The organism is Cryobacterium sp. W22_MBD10_FK3 (assembly GCF_052113745.1).
GTDB lineage: Bacteria > Actinomycetota > Actinomycetes > Actinomycetales > Microbacteriaceae > Cryobacterium.
The window spans coordinates 99,715-117,849 of record NZ_JBGQOH010000010.1 but is presented as its reverse complement, the minus strand read 5'-3'; the positions used below and the strand labels follow the sequence as shown (position 1 = coordinate 117,849).

The 18,135-nt window shown below is 70.8% G+C and carries 14 protein-coding genes; 5 read left to right on the top strand and 9 right to left on the bottom strand.

Features of this window, described 5'->3' with window-relative positions:
* Nucleotides 1-104: 104 nt before the first annotated feature.
* The 4 genes from dhaK to ACEN2M_RS11620 form a co-directional block, all read right to left on the bottom strand.
* A complete protein-coding gene (gene dhaK / locus ACEN2M_RS11635) occupies nucleotides 105-1,100 on the bottom strand; it encodes a dihydroxyacetone kinase subunit DhaK (RefSeq protein ID WP_441648286.1) in 996 nt (331 codons plus the stop codon).
* Nucleotides 1,101-1,207: 107 nt separating this feature from the next.
* Entirely contained in the window at nucleotides 1,208-1,897 is a 690-nt protein-coding gene (dhaL, locus tag ACEN2M_RS11630) for a dihydroxyacetone kinase subunit DhaL (protein ID WP_441648285.1), read from the bottom strand.
* Nucleotides 1,894-2,784: an HAD-IA family hydrolase gene (locus ACEN2M_RS11625; protein ID WP_441648284.1), complete on the bottom strand. Its 891-nt coding sequence runs from the start codon at nucleotides 2,782-2,784 to the stop codon at nucleotides 1,894-1,896. Before ACEN2M_RS11625 ends, dhaL begins: the two co-directional genes overlap by 4 nt.
* On the bottom strand, nucleotides 2,784-3,641 hold the full coding sequence (locus tag ACEN2M_RS11620) for a class II fructose-bisphosphate aldolase (protein ID WP_441648283.1): 858 nt from the start codon (nucleotides 3,639-3,641) through the stop codon (nucleotides 2,784-2,786). Before ACEN2M_RS11620 ends, ACEN2M_RS11625 begins: the two co-directional genes overlap by 1 nt.
* A 143-nt stretch (nucleotides 3,642-3,784) precedes the next feature.
* Here ACEN2M_RS11620 and ACEN2M_RS11615 point away from each other — a divergent pair, with 143 nt between their 5' ends.
* Nucleotides 3,785-5,365, top strand: a complete 1,581-nt coding sequence (locus ACEN2M_RS11615) for a Na+/H+ antiporter (protein WP_441648282.1) — start codon at nucleotides 3,785-3,787, stop codon at nucleotides 5,363-5,365.
* Nucleotides 5,366-5,383: 18 nt separating this feature from the next.
* Here the strand turns inward: ACEN2M_RS11615 and ACEN2M_RS11610 are convergent, their stop codons facing one another.
* A complete protein-coding gene (locus tag ACEN2M_RS11610; protein WP_441648281.1) occupies nucleotides 5,384-6,505 on the bottom strand; it encodes an AI-2E family transporter in 1,122 nt (373 codons plus the stop codon).
* Between the two features lie 287 nt (nucleotides 6,506-6,792).
* On the opposite strand from ACEN2M_RS11610, the gene fdhA reads away from it, so the two are divergent.
* The 3 genes from fdhA to ACEN2M_RS11595 all read left to right on the top strand — a co-directional run bounded on the left by fdhA (nucleotide 6,793) and on the right by ACEN2M_RS11595 (nucleotide 10,204).
* Nucleotides 6,793-8,010: a formaldehyde dehydrogenase, glutathione-independent gene (fdhA, locus tag ACEN2M_RS11605; RefSeq protein ID WP_441648280.1), complete on the top strand. Its 1,218-nt coding sequence runs from the start codon at nucleotides 6,793-6,795 to the stop codon at nucleotides 8,008-8,010.
* A gap of 170 nt (nucleotides 8,011-8,180) precedes the next feature.
* Nucleotides 8,181-8,888 carry a molybdenum cofactor guanylyltransferase gene (gene mobA, locus ACEN2M_RS11600; protein WP_441648279.1) on the top strand — a complete coding sequence of 236 codons (708 nt, stop codon included), beginning with the start codon at nucleotides 8,181-8,183 and terminating at the stop codon, nucleotides 8,886-8,888.
* A 122-nt stretch (nucleotides 8,889-9,010) separates the two neighbouring features.
* Nucleotides 9,011-10,204 carry a molybdopterin molybdotransferase MoeA gene (locus ACEN2M_RS11595; protein WP_441648278.1) on the top strand — a complete coding sequence of 398 codons (1,194 nt, stop codon included), beginning with the start codon at nucleotides 9,011-9,013 and terminating at the stop codon, nucleotides 10,202-10,204.
* 50 nt (nucleotides 10,205-10,254) lie between these two features.
* Here the strand turns inward: ACEN2M_RS11595 and ACEN2M_RS11590 are convergent, their stop codons facing one another.
* Entirely contained in the window at nucleotides 10,255-10,815 is a 561-nt protein-coding gene (locus ACEN2M_RS11590; protein ID WP_441648277.1) for a 2'-5' RNA ligase family protein, read from the bottom strand.
* 234 nt (nucleotides 10,816-11,049) lie between these two features.
* On the opposite strand from ACEN2M_RS11590, the gene ACEN2M_RS11585 reads away from it, so the two are divergent.
* Entirely contained in the window at nucleotides 11,050-11,397 is a 348-nt protein-coding gene (locus tag ACEN2M_RS11585; RefSeq protein WP_441648276.1) for a DUF6457 domain-containing protein, read from the top strand.
* A gap of 55 nt (nucleotides 11,398-11,452) precedes the next feature.
* Here ACEN2M_RS11585 and ACEN2M_RS11580 read toward each other — a convergent pair whose 3' ends face one another.
* The 3 genes from ACEN2M_RS11580 to ACEN2M_RS11570 form a co-directional block, all read right to left on the bottom strand.
* Nucleotides 11,453-13,816, bottom strand: coding sequence for an FdhF/YdeP family oxidoreductase (locus ACEN2M_RS11580; RefSeq protein WP_441648275.1), 2,364 nt, complete (start codon nucleotides 13,814-13,816; stop codon nucleotides 11,453-11,455).
* A gap of 360 nt (nucleotides 13,817-14,176) precedes the next feature.
* Nucleotides 14,177-15,982, bottom strand: a complete 1,806-nt coding sequence (locus ACEN2M_RS11575; RefSeq protein ID WP_441648274.1) for an FAD-dependent oxidoreductase — start codon at nucleotides 15,980-15,982, stop codon at nucleotides 14,177-14,179.
* A complete protein-coding gene (locus ACEN2M_RS11570; RefSeq protein WP_441648291.1) occupies nucleotides 15,975-18,110 on the bottom strand; it encodes a molybdopterin oxidoreductase family protein in 2,136 nt (711 codons plus the stop codon). Before ACEN2M_RS11570 ends, ACEN2M_RS11575 begins: the two co-directional genes overlap by 8 nt.
* Nucleotides 18,111-18,135 lie beyond the last annotated feature (25 nt).

Sequence of the window (18,135 nt, the reverse complement as noted above, 5' to 3'; positions counted from 1 at the left end):
CCCCCCCCCCCCCCCCCCCCCCCCCCCCCCCCCTCCCCCCCTCCCCCCCCCCCCCTCCCCCCGGGCCGGATGCCGCTACCCGGCCGCCAGGCGGGTGCGGGCGGCTAGAACACCCGCGCCGCGATCTCGGCCGGCGCCTCCAGCAGCGCCTCGATCTCGTCGTCGAGCCGCACCAGGGTGAGCGACGCTCCGGCCATGTCCAGCGAGGTGCAGTACTCGCCGACGTAGCTGCGCCCCACCGTGATCCCCAGCTCGGTGAGCCGCTCATGGGCGTGCCCGAACAGGATGTAGAGCTCGCTGATCGGCGTGCCGCCGAGCCCGTTGATCATCAGCGCCACGCGGTCGCCGGCCAGATAGGGCAGATCCTTCACGACGGCATCCAACATCTCGTCGGTCATCTCATTCGCCGTGGTGAGCTTGGCCCGCCGACGCCCCGGCTCGCCGTGGATGCCCACGCCCACCTCGATCTCGTCGTCGCCGAGTTCGAACAACGGCGACCCCTTCGCCGGTGGGGTGCAGGAGGTGAGGGCGATGCCCATGGTGCGGGTGACGCTGTCGACCTTCTCGCCGATGCGCACGAGTTCGTCGAGGTCGGCGCCCTGCTCGGCGGCGGCGCCCACGGCCTTCATCACGAAAAAGTTGCCTGCCACCCCGCGCCGGCCCACCGTGTAGGTGGAGTCCTGCACGGCGACGTCATCGTCGATGAACAGGGTTTTCACGTTCACGCCGTCGGCGGCGCTGAGTTCCTGGGCCATTTCGAAGGCCATCCGGTCGCCGGTGTAGTTGTTCACCAGCAGCAGCACGCCCTTGGGTGAGGCCAGCAGCTTGGTGGTCTCGTACACGTAGTCCATCGGCGGGGCGGAGAACACGTCGCCCGGACACGCCGCGTCGAGCATGCCCTTGCCGACGGTCATCACGTGCGCCGGCTCGTGTCCGGAGCCGGAACCCTGGATGATCGACACCCGGTCGGGGCTGGGACTGTCCGAGCGCATGATCAGGTTGTAGGCGGGCACGTAGGTGAGCGTGTCGGGATTGGCCAGGGCTATGCCCTTGAGCATCTCGGGCACGTACTGTTTCGGGTCGTTGACGAATTTCTTCATGGCTCCCTCTCTGGGCGGTACGGGCTAGGGCGGTACGGGCTAAGGCGGTACGGGCTAAGGCGGTGCGGACTATGGCGGTGCGGACTGAATGGTGCGTCGCGTGCGGGTCAGTCGGTGTGGCTGGATGGCCGTTCGGCGTCGTTCTGGGCGCCGGCGGATGAGCCCTTCCTGGCGTCCCACTCGGCGCTGAGCCGCTCCAAGATCACGGCCACCGCCACAGCGCCGGGGTCCGGCGAGCCGATGCTGCGCTCCCCCGTGTAGCTGGCCCGGCCGCGGCGGGCCTGCATCATGGCGGTCTGGTCGGAGCTCTGCCGGGCGACCTGGGCCATACGCCGCACGGTGGCGGGCGCGTCGGTGCCGGCCGCGACCTCCTCCTCGAGGGCATCGGTCATCGGCACCAGGGCGTCGAGCAGGGTCTTGTCACCCACGTCGGAATTGCCGCGGGACTTGATGCCGTCGATCGCGCTCCGCAGCATGGCGACGGCGTCGCCGCCGCCCACCTGGTCTGCGCCCTTGACGGCCATCGACGCCCGCAGGAACGCGGTGCCCCAGAGCGGCCCCGAGGTGCCGCCGATGCGGCCGGAGATGACCATGCCCACCTTCTGCAGGAACGCGCTCGGGCTGCTCCGGTCGTAGCTGTCCCAGTCGGCCAGCACGATCTCGAAGCCCCTCGCCAGCGAATAGCCGAAGTCGCCGTCGCCGACGACGGCGTCCAGGTCGCCGAACTCCTTCTCGTTGTCGACCGCCGTCTGGGCGATGCTGTGCACGACGAATTCGGTGTCGGGCAGGCTGGTCATGGTTTCTCGCTTTCGGTTTTGGATGCATTCGGCGCTGCGGTCGGTTCTGCTGTCGGTTCTGCTGTCGGTTCCGCTGTCGGTTCCGCTGTCGGTTCCGCTGTCGGCGGTATGGTCGGGGCCGCGCGCAGGATCGCCGCCAGATCCGTGAGGCGCAGGTACCCCTCCGGCCGGATACCCAGGGGGTCGCTGAGCACCTCGGCGGTCGGCCCGTCGGGGTCGCCGAGCGAGGACACGACAAGCGCGGCCCCGGCGAAGTCCTCCTCGGCGGTGTAGCTGCTCACCGTCACCAGCGTGGCCAGCCCCGCGGCGAGCGCGGCCTGCAACCCGTTTGCGCTGTCTTCGATCACCAGGGTGTGCCCGGCCGGCACCGCCAGCTCGCGCAGAGCGTGCTGGTAGATGTCCGGCGCCGGCTTCTTCGCCGGCACGATATCGCCCGCGAAAACCTGGAACCGCCCGGCCAGCTCCGGACCCACCGCGTGTTCGAGCACAGCTCGCACCGACGCCTCCGCCGACGTCGACGCCACGGCGAGGATCCAGCCGGCCGCGGCGGCCTCCTCGGTGAGCCGGCGGATGCCCGGCCGGCCCGGCAGAACCCCCGCGGCCACCCGCTCGGTGTAGATCGCGGTCTTCCGCTGGTGCCAGGCCCGCACGGTGTCGCCCCAGGTGTCCGGGTTCTCCGGCAGGCCCAGCTCGGCCGCGAGTTCGGGGCTGAGGATGCTCCGCATGCGCTCCTTGCCACCGCCGATCTTCACCTTCTCGGCGTAGTCGGCGTCGCTCCAGTGCACGGGCACCCCGAACTCCTCGAAGGTCTGATTGAACGCCGGCAGGTGGCCATCCCGTTCGGTGTCGGCGAGCACCCCGTCGCAGTCGAAGATCAGCGCCGGCATCAGGCCTTCCCCGCGCTGCCGAACTGCTCGGCCAGTCCCCGGGTGAGGTTGACGATGTCGGTGCGCACCTTGGCGAACAGCGACGGCGGGTCCCACTTGTCGCGGGCCTGGGCATCCGTGAGGAACGACAGGTTCGATTTCATGTAGGTGATCTTCAGTGCCGTGGAGATGTTCACCTTGGCGCAGCCGCGACTGATGAGGTCGGTGAACTGGGCGTCGGTCATGCCGCTGCCGCCGTGCAGCGCGATCGGAATCGGGTGCGCGGCGACGAGGTCGCTCACCCGCTGGAAGTCGAGCACGGGCTCCCGCTTGTAGACGCCGTGGGCGTTGCCGATGGCCGGCGCGAACACGTCGACACCGGTCTCCTCGAGAAATCGGAGCGACACCGCCAGGCTCTGCCTGGCCGCCTCGGTATCGCTGCCCACACCGTCTTCCACCCCCGTGATCGACTCGATCTCGCCCTCCACGTGGGCGCCGAAGCTGCGCGCCTGCCGCACCACCTCGATGGTCTGCCGCTGGTTCTCCTCCACAGGCAGGGTGGATGCGTCGAACAACACCGAATTCCAGCCACGTTCGAGGCACTCCGTGATCACGTCCCGGTCGGGGCAGTGGTCCAGGTGCAGCGCCACCGGCACCTCGATGCCCGCCGTCATCGCCGTCCACATGGCGAAGAGAACGTCGGAGCCGATCGATTTCACGGTCTTCACCGAGGTCTGTACGATCACCGGCGAGCGGGCCTCGACGGCTCCGGCGAGCACCGCCTCCATCGTCAGGTCGTTCACGATATTGATCGCCGGTACCCCGTATTTCTCGGCGAACGCCCGATCGACGATCTCCTTGAGCGTGCTCACGGCCATGGGCGCCTCGCTTCCTCGCGTGTTGCTGGGGATCGTAGGCGTCAACCCACCAACGGGCAATGGCGGGCCGCGGATGCCGGCTGCTCCCGACGATGTTCGGCCACCCGCGCACGACGGCTGGGCCTTCTCGCATAATGGTCGCTATGGACCCTGTCAGCACCATCGTCTGGATAGTCGCGTTCGTCGTGGTCACGGTCACCGTGACGGGTTTTTCCAGGCGGATCGGCTGGTCGGCGCCGTTCGTGCTGGTGGTGGTGGGCGCGGCCGCGTCGTTCCTGCCGTCGGTGCCGCGGATCGAGCTCGAACCGGAGCTGGTGCTCTACGGCCTGCTGCCCCCGTTGCTGTTCGCTGCGGCCATCCGCACCTCGATCGTCGATGTGCGCGCCCGGCGGGACGGCATCCTGCTGCTGTCGGTGGGCCTGGTGGCCTTCACCGTTGTGACCGTGGGGCTGACCGCCTGGCTGGTGGTGCCGGCGATTTCGCTGGCCGCGGCCTTCGCGTTCGGGGCGGTCGTGGCGCCGACGGATGCCGTGGCGATCACGGCGATCGCCGGGCGGCTGGGCCTGCCCAGGCGGGTGGTCACGGTACTCGAGGGTGAGAGCCTGCTGAACGACGCCACCGCCCTCGTGGCCCTGAACGCGGCGATCGCGGCGATCCTCAGCACTGTGAGCCCGTGGTCGGTGACCGGAGACTTCGCGCTCGCCGTGGTGGGCGGGGTGGGGATGGGTCTCGCGGTCGGCTATGTGCTCGCCGTGATCCGCAAACAGCTGCATGCGCCGGTGCTCGACACCAGCCTGTCGCTCGTCACGCCATACCTGGCCTTCATCCTCGGCGAACTCGTGCACGGCTCCGGGGTGCTGGCCGTGGTCATCGCCGGCCTATTCCTGGGCTACCGGGCGCCGGTGATCCAGTCGGCGGAGGCCCGGATCGCCGAGTCGATCAACTGGCGCACCATCCAGTTCCTGCTGGAGAACGCCGTGTTCCTGTTCATCGGCCTCAACCTGGAGTCGATTCTCGAGGGGGTCAGGCTCACCGGCACCGGGTTCTGGGCCACCGTGGGGATCTCGCTGGTGATCCTCGCGGCCCTGCTCGTGTCGCGGTTCGTGTGGATGGCGATCACCACCGCGATCTACCGGTACGGACCCCGGCGCCTGCGGGAGCGCGGCTGGAGCTGGCAAACCGGGGTGGCCGTGTCATTCGCCGGGATGCGTGGGGTGGTCACCCTCGCCGCCGTCTTCCTGTTGCCGCCGGAGACTCCCCAGCGGGAACTCCTGCAACTGCTGGCGTTCGTCGTGGTGGTCGGCACCTTGCTGCAGGGGTTGGCGTTGCCCTGGGTCATCCGTCGGTTGCGGCTGCCGCCGCCGAACCGGTCACAGGAGCGGATCGAGGCGCAGATGCTCCTGGCCGAGGCGCAGACCGCGGGCCTGGCCCGGCTGGACGCCGAGGTGACCGACGCCGACGAGCAGCGGGTGATCGGCCGGCTGCGCACCAACGCGGTGTTCCTCGCCGACGCTCTCGACAACCCCGCGCCGGATGACGCCGAGCCGCTGCCGGCCGCCTACACCCGGCTCCGGCGGGCCATGATCGAGGCCGAGCGGGAGGCCGTGCTCGACGCCAGGGTGCAGGGGCGGTATCAGGAGCCGGCCATCCGTTCGGCGCTGGCCTTCATCGACGTGGAGGAGTCCGCGCTGAAGGCGGGCTCCCCCAAACGCCTGGAGAGCTGACGCTGCCCGGCCCGGCGTCTAGGCCAGTTGGGGGTGTTTGGCCAGTCCCGGCTCGTTCCAGGTCTTCGCGATGGCCCAGCCCACGGCGGCGATCGGCACGGCCAGCACAGCGCCGATGATGCCGGCCAGGATGGTTCCCGCGGTCAGGGCGACGAGGATCACCAGCGGGTGCAGCTTGAGCGACTGCGCCATCACGACCGGCTGCAGGAAGTTGCCCTCGAGCTGGTTGACCAGCACCACGATGCCCACGACGATCAGGGCGGTGATCCAGTCGGTCGCGACCAGAGCCACGAGGGCGGCAAGAATGCCGGCCACTGTCGCACCGATCAGCGGGATGAACGCGGTGAGGAACACGATGACGGCCAACGGCAGCGCCAGGGGCACCCCGAGGATGGCGAGGCCGATGCCGATCGCGGCCGCGTCGACGAACGCGACGATGGCCGTGCCGCGCACGTAGCCGCCGAGCACCCGCACCGTGGTGGCGCCGATCCGGCGACCGCGCTGCAGGCGCTCGCCGCGGAACGGCTTGAGGAAGAACGCCCAGATGACGTCGCCGTCCTTGAGGAAGAAGAACAGGATCACGATGACGAGCACAAGGCCGGTGAAGAACTCACCCGCGGCAGCTGCTCCCGCCAGCGCGCCCGACCCGAACTGGCTGCTGGTGAGGAAGGCGACGCCCTGGTCGCGGAAATCCTCGAGCTGGGCGGCGTCGACGGCCAGCGGGCCCTCGGTGAGGTAGGTGAAGAGCTGGTCGATGCCGTCGGAGGCACTCGTCGCCAGGTCGGTCCACTGATTCTCGACGGCGACGACGATGAGGGTCACGATGCCGCCGAACACGATGATGGCGGTGAGGAGGGTGACCCAGGTGGCCAGAATGGGCGACAAGCCCCGGCGGCGCAGCCACCGGATGACCGGGCTCAGCGCCGACGCCAGGATGATCGCGATCAGAACCGGGATCACCACGAGCTTCACCTGCACGAGCAGGAACACGATCACGGCCACGAGGGCGAGCGCCAGCAGGATCTGCGCGCTGCGCAGGCCCAGCCAACCCAGCTTGTCGGTCAGCAGCGTGCGCAGCGTGGTGGGGGCCGTGGTTTGTGCACCGGACACGCGGGCGCCGGAGTTGTCGGGAGTTCGCATGGGACCACCATAGACAAGCCATCGCGACATAGCTCGAAAACCCGCCGACCGGCATCCGAAAACTCATCGTGCTCACAGAGTCGACGCACATACGATACACACCTTTTCGCGCCTGTACACCCTTGAAATTCTCAGTCTCCTGTAGTGCCATGGGCAGTGCCCCGGTGAGCTCGACGCAAGCGTTCGACGGCCGGGCGAACCACCGGAAACACCACTGAGGATGCCGCGCGCCACCAGCGCGAACCGATCGGTTCAGGCGTCACAACAGGTATCAAGGAGGATACAAAATGGCAGGAAACAGAGCAGTCGCCTACGAAGGACCCGGCAAGGTCGACGTCATCGACATCGACTACCCCACCTTCGAACTCAAGGACGGACCGGGAGTCAATCCGGCCAACGTGGGTCGGCAGGTTCAGCACGGCGTCATCCTGAGAACCATCACCACGAACATCTGCGGCTCCGACCAGCACATGGTGCGCGGTCGCACCACCGCTCCGACGGGCCTGGTGCTCGGCCACGAGATCACCGGCGAGGTCGTTGAAGTCGGCCGCGACGTCGAGTTCATCAAGGTCGGCGACATCGTGTCGGTCCCGTTCAACATCTCCTGCGGTCGCTGTCGCAACTGCAAGGAACGCAAGACCGGCGTGTGCCTGAACGTGAACCCGGACCGTCCGGGTAGCGCCTACGGCTACGTCGACATGGGCGGTTGGGTCGGCGGCCAGTCCCAGTTCGTGCTCGTGCCCTACGCCGACTGGAACCTGCTGAAGTTCCCGGACCGGGAGCAGGCGCTGGAGAAGATCCTCGACCTCACCATGCTGTCGGACATCTTCCCCACCGGGTTCCACGGTGCCTTCACGGCCGGGATCGGTGTGGGCTCCACGGCGTACATCGCCGGGGCCGGACCGGTGGGCCTCGCGGCCGCCGTCTCGGCGCAGCTGTTGGGCGCCGCCGTGGTGATCGTGGGTGACCTCAACCCCGAGCGTCTCGCGCAGGCCCGCAGCTTCGGCTGCGAGACCGTGGACCTCACCAAGGGCGAGCCGCAGGACCAGATCGAGCAGATCCTCGGGGTGCCCGAAGTGGATGCGGCGGTGGATGCCGTCGGATTCGAGGCACACGGGCACGGCAAGGACGCGGGAACCGAGAAGCCGGCAACGGTGCTGAACTCGCTGATGTCGATCACTGCCGCCGGCGGTGCACTCGGCATTCCGGGGCTCTACGTCACGGGTGACCCTGGAGCGTCGACCGAAGCCGCCAAGGTGGGTTCGCTGTCGCTCAGCCTGGGTACCGGTTGGGCCAAGTCGCTGTCGTTCACCACCGGTCAGTGCCCGGTGATGAAGTACAACCGGCAGCTGATGATGGCGATCCTGCACGACAGGGTGCAGATCGCCAAGGCCGTGCACGCGCAGCCGATCAGCCTCGAGGACGCCCCGCGCGGGTATGCCGAGTTCGATGCGGGCGCGGCGACCAAGTACGTGCTCAACCCGAACGGCTACCTCAAGGACTGAGTGAGTTGATCTCGGGCCGAGACGGTCTGTGACAGAACCGGGATCGGGCGGCACCACGCGGCCCGGTCCCGGTTTGTCGCGCCTGGCGCGGGTAGCCTGAGCTGGTCGCCTGACTGCGGCTCCGGGCGCCAGGCCCGGCGCCGCGACCCCACCGCAAAGGACCGCGCTTGATGCTCCGCTCTGACGCCCAGCCCACGCCGGCGCCTTCCGGCCCCGGCGCCGAGCCGCGCGCCGGCGCGCCGCGCTGGGACGCGATCGTCGTGGCCGGCGGCCGGGCCAAGCGGCTCGGCGGCATCGATAAGACCGCGCTGGTCTGGCACGGCCGAAGCCTGCTCGACGGTGTGCTGGCCGCCGTCTCCGCTGCGGAGCGCACCTGTGTGGTCGGGTCGGACGCGCCCCTTCCCGATGCCGTGCTGCGCGCCGTCGAACGGCCGCGCTGGGGTGGCCCGGCCGCGGCGGTGGTCGCCGGGCTCGAGGCATTGGCCGAAGCGCCGCTTCCCCACCCCGAGTGGATCGTGGTGCTGGCCGGTGACCTCGTGCGCGCCGACGACGCCGTGCACCTCCTGCTCGACGAGCTCACCCGGATCCATGCCTCGAGCGCGGTCGAATCCGGAGACCGGCCCGTCGAGGGCCTGATCAGCGTCGATGGCGACGGTCGGCGCCAGCCGCTGCTCGCCGTGTACCTGCGCACGGCGCTTCTGCGCGCTGCGGCGGCGCGGCCGGCGGAGAACCTCGCGGTGACCAGCCTGATCGGCGGCCTCGATCTGGTGGAGGTGCGCCTGCCCGCCGCCCTGAGCGACGACGTCGACACCCCGGCCGACGCAGCCAGGCTGGGCATTGAGCTTCCCGCGCCGGCGGCGCCGCAGGGAGAGCGGTGACTGGCTAGCCTTGAGGAAGGCGGCCCTGTCGCCGATGATCCTCGAGGAGTCGTTATGTGCACGATCCACACCGACCGAACGGTCCGATTCGGTTCACGCGGCATCGACGGCGGAGTGCTCTGATGGAGTGGCTCGAGGCCAGGACCACCGTGCACAGGCTCGGCGCGGAGATGCCCCGCAGCACCGACACCGTGTCCATCGCCGACGCCGTCGGGCGCACACTGGCCACCGCTGTGCACTCGTTGACCGCGCTGCCGAGCTTCGCGTCCTCAGCCATGGACGGCTGGGCGGTCTGCGGCGACGAGCCGTGGCTGCTCGGCGAACCGATCCTGGCGGGTGACCCTCCTCCCGCCCAGCCGCTGGCGCCGGGAACCGCGCGGCCCATCGCGACCGGCGCCTGCGTGCCGGTCGGCACCCACGGCATCCTGCGCTCGGAGAACGGTGTCGTCACCCGCGCGGATGCCGACCACCCCGCGCCCGCCCTCACCCGGTTGCCGCACACCGGTGCAGACGGACCGGCGCCCGGCGAGCATGTGCGCGCCCGCGGTGAGGAGTGCGGCCTCGACGAGCTGATGCTCGAGCCCGGGTGCCTGCTCACGGCGCCGCGGGTGGCGCTGGCCGCCGTGACCGGTCACGACACTCTCACCGTCACGGCGTCGCCCACGGTGGAGCTGCTCCTGCTCGGCACCGAGGTGATCGAGGCCGGCGTCCCCGGCCCCGGCCAGGTGCGGGACGCCTACTCCCCCGAGTTCCCGGCCCTGCTGACCGGCCTCGGCGTGCGGCTGAGCACGCTGCGTCGGCTGCCCGACGACCTCGACCAGACCGTTGAGGCCATCCGGTCGAGCACCGCTGCGCTGGTGATCAGCACCGGCGGCAGCGCCCGCGGCCCGGCAGATCATGTGCGCGCCGCTCTGGCCACTCTGGGGGCGACCGTGCTCATCGACGGGGTGCGGATGCGCCCAGGGCACCCCGTGATGCTCGCCCGTCTGGCCGACGGTCGGCTGATGCTCTGCCTGCCCGGCAACCCGCTGGCCGCGATGCTGGTGCTGGCCAGCCTGGGCCTGCCGCTGGTCGACGGGCTGCTCGGCCGGCCGCTGCAGCCCCTGGGCCGGGTGGCCCTCGCCCACGACATCGCCAACCTCAGCGGGTCGACCCGGCTGGTGGCGTTCCGGCTCACCGACGAGGGTGCGGTGCCCACGGCACGGCAGGGCTCCGGCATGCTCCGCGGGCTCGCGGAGGCCGACGGCGTTGCCGTCATTCCGTCCGGCGGTGCGTGCGCCCCCGACCCTGTCGCCACACTGCCGCTGCCCTGGTAACCGCCCCGGCTGCTCTGCACCTCTCCGCGTGACTCGATCGGGCCGGCCGCTCAGCCGGCCAGGGCCGTGAGGGTCTTCGTCTCGCCGTTCCAGAACCGGGCGGCCACGCATGACCCGACGGCCGGCGGCTCACCGAGAACCGCGAGCGCGGCACTCACCTGCTCCGCGCTGATCCGCCGGGCCAGGGTGACGTGCGGCGTCCACCGATCGGGCCGGGTCAGCTCCACGGCTCCGGGAGCCAGCTCCAGAACGGTGCGGTGCAGCTCCAGCAGGGCACGGGTCATCACCACGGGACGGGCCAGCACGAACCGGCCCGATCCCGCCCTGAAGAGCACCAGTCCGGAGACCCCGAGTTCGACGGGCAGCAGAGCTGCCGGATGCTGCGGGCGGGGCCGGTCGGTCGGCGCCCCAGCCGATTGCACGGCGTCGAACAGCGCCCGCAACGCATCCGTGGGCTCGAGCGCCGGTCCGGCCGCGAGCGTGAGGTGCGGCCGGTTACTCTGGCCCTGGTGCCGGCCCAGGTTGGGCAGCCCGGCCTCCTGCAATGCCGTCCACTCCGCACGGAATGCGGCCTCGGTGGTCAGGTCGAAGGTCAACTCGATGCTTCGCATGCTGTCATCCTGCCCGGCTCTGGGCCGACCAGACCAGCAGCACGTGAAATGGAAAAAGGGAGCCCACAAGGACGGGATCGGCCGCAACGACCTTTTCTCCGACCGTTGTCCTTCTCAACGCACGTCGCTGTCCCGGAGTCTCGTTCGGCACAGACCGCTCGTCCCGACCGATTGCCGTGGCACCGGTCCGGTGCTATTCCTGAAACACGTCCGCATCCGGCCCGAAGGAGACCCATGAACGCCCCCGCACCCGACGATGGCCGGCATGACGGCCACGACAGCCGGCACGACGGCCAGCTCGACGACCTCAGCCGACGTCTGACCCAGGCGCTGCAGATTCTCGACCTCGAGATCGACTACCCGCTGCTTCTCGGGCTGGCCGCCGACACCTCCCGAGCCGTGGGTCCCGACGGCGGGCCGATCAGCACCTTCCTGGTGGGCTACGCGGCCGGCATGACGAACACCTCCGACAAGCAGGCCGTCACCGAGGCGATTGAGCGCGCCGTCGACGTGGCCGGTCAGGCCACCCGCAAGACCGGTGACGGCGGCATCGAGGACGGCTGGGCGAACACCGCCCAGTAGTCGTCGGCCCGCGAGAGAGCACCTGGGCAGCCGTCGTCCCGACCGGGAGCGGCGCCTAGGTGGTCAGCACCTCCTCGACGCTGCGAGCCGGCTCCAACCGCACGATCACGGCCTTCGAGACCGGCGTGTTGCTCCCCTCGGCAACCAAGTCCAGCGGCACGAGAACGTTGGCCTCCGGGTAGTACGCCGCCGCGCATCCCCGGGCAGTGGGATACGCCACCGCACGGAACCCGCGCAGCACCCGATCGACACCGTCGTCATACACGCCATGCACATCCACCAGCTGCTCGTCGGCCAGGCGGAGCTCGACGAGGTCGTTGGGGTTGACGAACACCACGTGCCGGCCCTTCTTGATGCCGCGATACCTGTCGTCGTGCCCGTAGATGGTGGTGTTGAACTGGTCGTGTGAGCGCAGGGTCTGCAGGATCAGGGTGCCCTCCGGCCGGTCCAGGCGCTCGAGGTCGTTGACGGTGAGCATCGCCTTGCCTGTGGGCGTGGGGAACGTGCGGGAGTCCCGCGGCCCGTTCGGCAGCAGGAAGCCGCCCTCCTGGCGGATCTTGGCGTTGTAGTCCTCGCAGCCGGCGACGACGTGGGAGATGTGCTCCCGGATCAGGTCATAGTCGCGCTCGAACCCCACCCAGTCCACGGCCACCCTCGAGCCCAGCACGGCGCGGGCCAGCCGGCTCACGATGGCGACCTCAGACAGCAGGTCCGGCGCGACCGGGCGAACCTTGCCCCAGGACGGATGCACGGCGCAGACCGTGTCCTCCACCGACACGAACTGCTCCCCGGTGGCCTGCCGGTCGATCTCGGTGCGGCCCATGGTCGGCAGAATCAACGCCTCATCGCCCACCACGGCGTGCGAGCGGTTGAGCTTGGTGGAGACCTGCACCGTCATCTCGGCCCCGTGCATCGCCGCTTCGGCGGCCTGGGTGTCGCTGATCGCTCCGACCAGGTTGCCGCCCAGGGCCATGAAGACCTTGATCTGCCCGTCCCGCAGTCCCCGGATGGTGGCGACGGAGTCCACGCCGTGCTCGCGGGGCGGGTCGAAACCGAACTCGGCTTCGAGGGCGTCGAGGAACGCCGGCGGCATCTGCTCCCAGATGCCCATGGTGCGGTCACCCTGCACGTTGCTGTGCCCGCGGATCGGGGATGCCCCCGCACCGGGCTTGCCGATGTTGCCGCGGAGCAGCAGCAGGTTGATGATCTCCTTGATCGTGGCGACGCCCTTCCGGTGCTGGGTGATGCCCATCGCCCAGGTGATGATCACCTTCTCGGCCCGCAGGTACCTGGCAGCCAGCTCGTCGATCTCGGCGCTGCGCAGACCGGTGGCGGCGAGCACCGCGGCCTCGTCGACCTGGGCGAGGTGAGCGGTGAGCTCTTCGAGGCCGTGAGCGTGCGCACGGAGGAACTCGTGGTCGAGCACGGAGCCGGGCGCTTCCGCTTCGGCGGCGAGCACCCGCTTCGACACCGCCTGCAGCAGCGCCATGTCGCCGCCCAGACGCACCTGCACGAACTGGTCGGCCATGTCGGTGCCGCGCCCGATCACTCCCTTCACCCGCTGGGGGTTCTTGTACCGCTTGAGCCCGGCCTCGGGCATGGGGTTCACCGCCACGATCTCGGCGCCGTTCTCCTTGGCCTCTTCCAGGGCGGTCAGCATCCGGGGATGGTTGGTGCCCGGATTCTGCCCCATCACGATGATCAGGTCGGCCTTGCCGAAGTCGTCGTAGGTGATGGTGGCCTTGCCGATGCCGATGGTCTGGCCCATCGCCCAACCGGAGGATTCGTGGCACATGTTGGAGCAGTCGGGCAGGTTGTTGGTGCCGAACGCGCGCACGAACAGTTGGTAGGCGAACGCGGCCTCATTCGAGGTGCGGCCGCTGGTGTAGAACGCGGCCTGATCGGGCGAATCCAGTCCATTGAGCTTCTCGGCGAGCAGCCTGAAGGCCTCGGCCCAGCTCACCGGACGGTAGTGGTCGGCACCGGCGGCCTTGTAGACCGGCTCGGTCAGCCGGCCCTGCATGCCCAGCCAGTATTCGCTGCGACCGAGCAGGTCGCTGACCGGATGCTCCGCCCAGAATTCGCTGCCGATCGTGATCGGGGTGGCCTCCCAGGTGACGGCCTTGGCGCCGTTCTCGCAGAACTCGAAGGTCTTGCGATGGGTCGGGTCCGGCCAGGCACAACTCATGCAGTCGAAGCCGTCCTTCTGGTTCATCGCCAGCAGGGTCTTGCGCGTGCGGCTGAGGCCCATCTGTTCGAGCGCCGGGATGGTGGAGTGCAGCACCCCGGGTACGCCCGCCGCCCACGATTGGGGCGAGCCGACCTCGAGGGTGGACTCGTCGACCTCGTCGGTGGAGTCCAGGTGCACGGGGCTTTTCTCGCGCGCCGCCGGATTGGTGGTCACTTTCTTGGGCGTCATCCTGGGCATCCCTTTCGCCGGCCGGGATCGACCTGCGCCTGCGCGCCGTCGCCCGGAGAACACTGGAGTTACCCCTTCAGGGCTATCAGCATCCGCGGCTCACGGCAAGAGTGCGGGCAAGCTCACGGCACACTCTGGGCCGCGACGCGCTCGGTGGCTCCCGGATGCGCCCCCGCCCGCCCGCATTGAGCCCTCGCCGAGTTGCGGCATTGTGCCCCTTGGCGGGCCCCGAAGGGGAACTCTGGCGCACTTCGGCACAGCCGCTCGTGCCGAGGTGCGGCGTTCTGCCCCTTGGCGGGCGCTCATGGGGCACTCTGCCGCAACTCGCGTGGGTGGCGATCCAGCGGGCGGCACCCGGCCTCAGGCAACACTCTGGGCCGCGAGGCGCTCGAGCACCTCGCCGATGCGGCCCTTGCAGCCGCCGCAGCCGGTGCCGGCCCGGGTGGACGCGCCGATGCACGCCACGGTGTCGTTGCCGGCCTCCGCCGACGCCGTGATCGCCTCCACAGTCACGCCGTTGCACCAGCACACCGTGGCGCCGGGCGCGAAGGCGTCACCCGCGGAGGCCGGGTCGTAGTCTGGGCCGTCGAAGCGCAGCAGCACCGACCGGTCTGCGGGCAGTTCGCTGCCGCGCTCGAACAGGAGCGTGAGCTCCGCGCCCGTGCGGGGCATGCCCACGCAGACGAAGCCGGTGAGGATGCCCCCGCGGGTGACCATCTTCACGTAGCGGCCGTGCTCGGGGTCGGCCCACTGCGCCACGGCGAGAGGCGCCGGGTGACCGGAGGCGCAGCCGTGGGCGTGCTCGTCGCTCTCGGTCAGGCCAGCGTCGAACGGGTCGGCAGACGTGTCACCGGCGGCGATCACATCGATACCCTCGGCCTTGAGCATCACCACGGATGCGCCGGGCTCGGCCGCGAGCACCGGCTCGGCCCGTGCGGACACGAGCGCGGGTGCGTCCAGAGGCGCGGGCACGGGAACGGTGCCGGCGGTGACAGCATCCGAGCGCCCGGGCACCCGGCCTGCGGCGCCGCCGACGGGAATGCCCGCCGTGATCTCGGCCGTGAACCGGGCCGCGAGCCGGTCGGCCTGGCGCCAGCCGGGGCCGATCAGGCCACTCGGCCCGCCGGCCGGGGCCATCCGGGCGCCGTTCCAGGCGGCACCGAGGTCGGCGTCGGCGGGGCGGGCGGCCACGTGGGCGCAGTCCCCGATGGCGTGCACGGCCGCATCCGCCCAGCTCTGCAGCGATTCGTCGACCAGGATGCCGGTTGACACGGGCAGCCCGGCCAGGTGCGCGAGTTCGGTGCGGGCGCCCACCCCGCAGGAGAGCAGCAGCAGGTCGCCGCTGATCTGCTTGCCGTCGGCGCAGATGAGCGCCTCGAAGCGTTCCACACCGTCGTCGTCGTGGCGGAACAGGACGCTCTCGGCGCGGGCATGGTTGACCATGGTGACCCCGGCCCGCCGGGCGGCGCGGGTGAGCACCGAGCCGCCGCCGCGGTCGAGGTTGCGGTTCATCGGGATCTCGCCGTGATAGACCACGCACACCTCGGCGCCGGCCGCCGCCGCCGCGAGGGCGATCTCCATGCCGAGCACCCCGGCGCCGAGCACTACGATGCGCCGGCCGGCCTGCACGGCGGCGAGCACGATGGCGGCGTCGGCGAGGTCGCGGAGCGCGTTGACCCCGCGGGGCAGCGGGGCCCCGGCCCAATCCAGGGCAGAGGCGCCGAGGGTGGCGGCATCCGCGCCGGGTTTCATCAGGCCGCGCCGCACCCGCTTCACGCCGTCGAGGGTGGGCACGTTCGCCCGGGCGCCGGTGGCGAGCACGAGCCTGTCGTAGGGCACGGTGCTGCCGTCACTGAGGGTGACGGTGCGGATGGTGCGCAACACCTCCGTCACGGTGGTGCCGGTGAGGATGCGCACGCCGGCCGCGCCGGCCCGGCTGCCGTCGGTGAGGTCGAGGGCACCGCGGTCGGTGCGGCCCACGGCGTAGTCGGCCAGCAGCACCCGGTTGTAGGCGTGCACGGCCTCGGCACCGACGACGGTGAGCTCGGCCAGGCCGGCTTCGACCAGCGGCAGCATTTCGTCGACGAACCTGGACCCGACCGGGCCGTAGCCCACGACGACGATGCGTTCGGGGGCGGTGCGCCCCGGGTTGGTCAGTTCAGGCATCCGCCATCACCCTCTCGTGGTCGGTGGCCGGCCGGTCGGGCGCCGCGATCGCCCGCACCCGCACGGCGGTGCGCTTGAACTCGGGCATGCCCGAGACCGGGTCGGTGGCGCCGGCGGTGAGCAGGTTGGCGCGCTGGTCGGCGGGAAAATGGAAGGGCAGGAACACGGTGTCTGGCCGGATGTCGGCGCTGAGCTGGGCGCGGCAGCGCACGATGCCGCGCTCGGTGGCCAGCTCGGCCCAGCCGCCGTCGGCCAGGCCGAGGCCGGCGGCCGTGGCGGGGTGCACCTGCATCCGGGCCTCCGGCTGCGCGCCGGTCAGCTCCGCCACCCGCCGGGTCTGGGCGCCGGACTGGTAGTGCTCGAGCAGCCGGCCGGTGATCAGGGTGAGCGCTCCGTGCGTCTGGGCCGGGGCCGGCACGGCGCGGGCCGTGACGGCGACGATGCGCGCACGGCCGTCCGGGTGCGCGAACCGGTCGAGGAACAGCCGCGGGGTGCCGGCGGATCCGGCCGGGTACGGCCAGTAAGCCGGCTCCCCCGCATCCAGCAGCGCGTAGTCGAGGCCGGAGTAGTCGGCGATGCCGCCGGCGGACGCCCGGCAGAGCTCGTCGAAGACCTCGCCGGGCTCGGCGCTGTAGACGCCGGGGGCGGCCAGGCGCCTGGCCAGCTCGCGGAAGATCCACAGCTCGCTGCGCACCCCGGCCGGCGGGTCGATCGCGCGGCGGCGACGGATGACCCGGCCCTCGAGCGAGGTCATCGTGCCCTCCTCCTCGGCCCACTGGGTGACCGGCAACACCACGTCGGCCAGGGCGGCGGTCTCGGAGAAGAAGAAGTCGCACACCACGAGGAAGTCGAGGCCGAGCAGGCCCGCCCGCACACTGTCGGCGTCGGGCGCGCTCACCACCACGTTGGCGCCGTGCACGAGCAGGGTGCGGATGCCGTCGGGCTGCCCGAGCGCGCCGAGCAGTTCGACGGCGGGGATGCCGGCGCCGGGGATGATCGCGGGGTCGACGCCCCAGACCCCGGCCACGTGGGCGCGGGCGGCGGGATCGGTGATCTTCCGGTACCCGGGCAGCTGGTCACATTTCTGGCCGTGTTCGCGGCCGCCCTGGCCATTGCCCTGGCCGGTAAGGGTGCCGTAGCCGGAGTAGGGGCTGCCGACCAGGCCGAGCACCAGCGCCAGATTGATCGCGGCCGTGGCGGTGTCGGTGCCGTCGACGTGCTGTTCGACACCGCGGCCGGTGAGGATGTACGTGCCCCGGCCCGCGGCGAGCCGGCGGGCGAGGTCCTGCAGCTGCCAGACCGGCACGCCGGTGTGTTCCTGCACGCGCTGCGGGTACCAGCCGGCCACGCTGAAGCGCAGCTGGTCGAAGCCGGTGGTGCGGCCGGCGAGGTACTCGGTGTCGGCGAGGCGCTCGGTGATCACCAGGTGGGTGAGGCCGAGCAGCAGCACCAGGTCGGTGCCGGGCGCCGGCTGCACGTGCATGCCACCGCCGTCGTCGGTGAGCCGGGCGGTCGCGGTGCGGCGCGGGTCGACCACGATCAGCCCGCCGGCCTGCCTGGCGCCGTCGAGATGGCCGATGAACGGCGGCATGGTCTGCGCCACGTTCGATCCGAGCATCAGGATGGTGTCGGCCGCGTCGAGATCTTCCACCCGGAACGGCAGGCCCCGGTCGAGGCCGAAGGCGCGGTTGCCGGCCGCGGCGGCGCTCGACATGCAGAACCGGCCGTTGTAGTCGATGCGGGAGGAACCCAGCGCCAGCCGGGTGAACTTGCCCAGCTGGTAGGCCTTCTCATTGGTCAGTCCGCCGCCGCCGAACACCCCCACCGAGTCGGCGCCGTGCTCGGCCCGGGTCGTACGGAGCTTCTCGGCGACGAGGTCGAGCGCCTCGGTCCAGCTCACGGGCGCGAAGCTGCCGTCGGGCTGGCGCAGCATGGGTTCCCGGATGCGCTCGGTCGAGCCGAGCAATTCGGCCGCGGTCCAGCCCTTCTTGCAGAGGCCGCCCCGGTTGGTGGGGAACGCCCGGCCGGCGATGGTGACCGGCAGGCCGACGGCATCCGCGGGCCGGGTGGGTGCGCCGTTGATAGGGGCCGGGGCGGCAGTAGCCGGGTTGGTGGGCGTGAGCGTCATCGCGCACTGCAGAGCGCAGTACGGG

Excerpts from the sequence above, each read along its gene's own strand:
- dhaK (WP_441648286.1), bottom strand. The coding sequence starts at position 1,100 with ATGAAGAAATTCGTCAACGACCCGAAACAGTACGTGCCCGAGATGCTC.
- dhaL (WP_441648285.1), bottom strand. The coding sequence starts at position 1,897 with ATGACCAGCCTGCCCGACACCGAATTCGTCGTGCACAGCATCGCCCAG.
- ACEN2M_RS11625 (WP_441648284.1), bottom strand. The coding sequence starts at position 2,784 with ATGCCGGCGCTGATCTTCGACTGCGACGGGGTGCTCGCCGACACCGAA.
- ACEN2M_RS11620 (WP_441648283.1), bottom strand. The coding sequence starts at position 3,641 with ATGGCCGTGAGCACGCTCAAGGAGATCGTCGATCGGGCGTTCGCCGAG.
- ACEN2M_RS11615 (WP_441648282.1), top strand. The coding sequence starts at position 3,785 with ATGGACCCTGTCAGCACCATCGTCTGGATAGTCGCGTTCGTCGTGGTC.
- ACEN2M_RS11610 (WP_441648281.1), bottom strand. The coding sequence starts at position 6,505 with ATGCGAACTCCCGACAACTCCGGCGCCCGCGTGTCCGGTGCACAAACC.
- fdhA (WP_441648280.1), top strand. The coding sequence starts at position 6,793 with ATGGCAGGAAACAGAGCAGTCGCCTACGAAGGACCCGGCAAGGTCGAC.
- mobA (WP_441648279.1), top strand. The coding sequence starts at position 8,181 with ATGCTCCGCTCTGACGCCCAGCCCACGCCGGCGCCTTCCGGCCCCGGC.
- ACEN2M_RS11595 (WP_441648278.1), top strand. The coding sequence starts at position 9,011 with ATGGAGTGGCTCGAGGCCAGGACCACCGTGCACAGGCTCGGCGCGGAG.
- ACEN2M_RS11590 (WP_441648277.1), bottom strand. The coding sequence starts at position 10,815 with ATGCGAAGCATCGAGTTGACCTTCGACCTGACCACCGAGGCCGCATTC.
- ACEN2M_RS11585 (WP_441648276.1), top strand. The coding sequence starts at position 11,050 with ATGAACGCCCCCGCACCCGACGATGGCCGGCATGACGGCCACGACAGC.
- ACEN2M_RS11580 (WP_441648275.1), bottom strand. The coding sequence starts at position 13,816 with ATGACGCCCAAGAAAGTGACCACCAATCCGGCGGCGCGCGAGAAAAGC.
- ACEN2M_RS11575 (WP_441648274.1), bottom strand. The coding sequence starts at position 15,982 with ATGCCTGAACTGACCAACCCGGGGCGCACCGCCCCCGAACGCATCGTC.
- ACEN2M_RS11570 (WP_441648291.1), bottom strand. The coding sequence starts at position 18,110 with ATGACGCTCACGCCCACCAACCCGGCTACTGCCGCCCCGGCCCCTATC.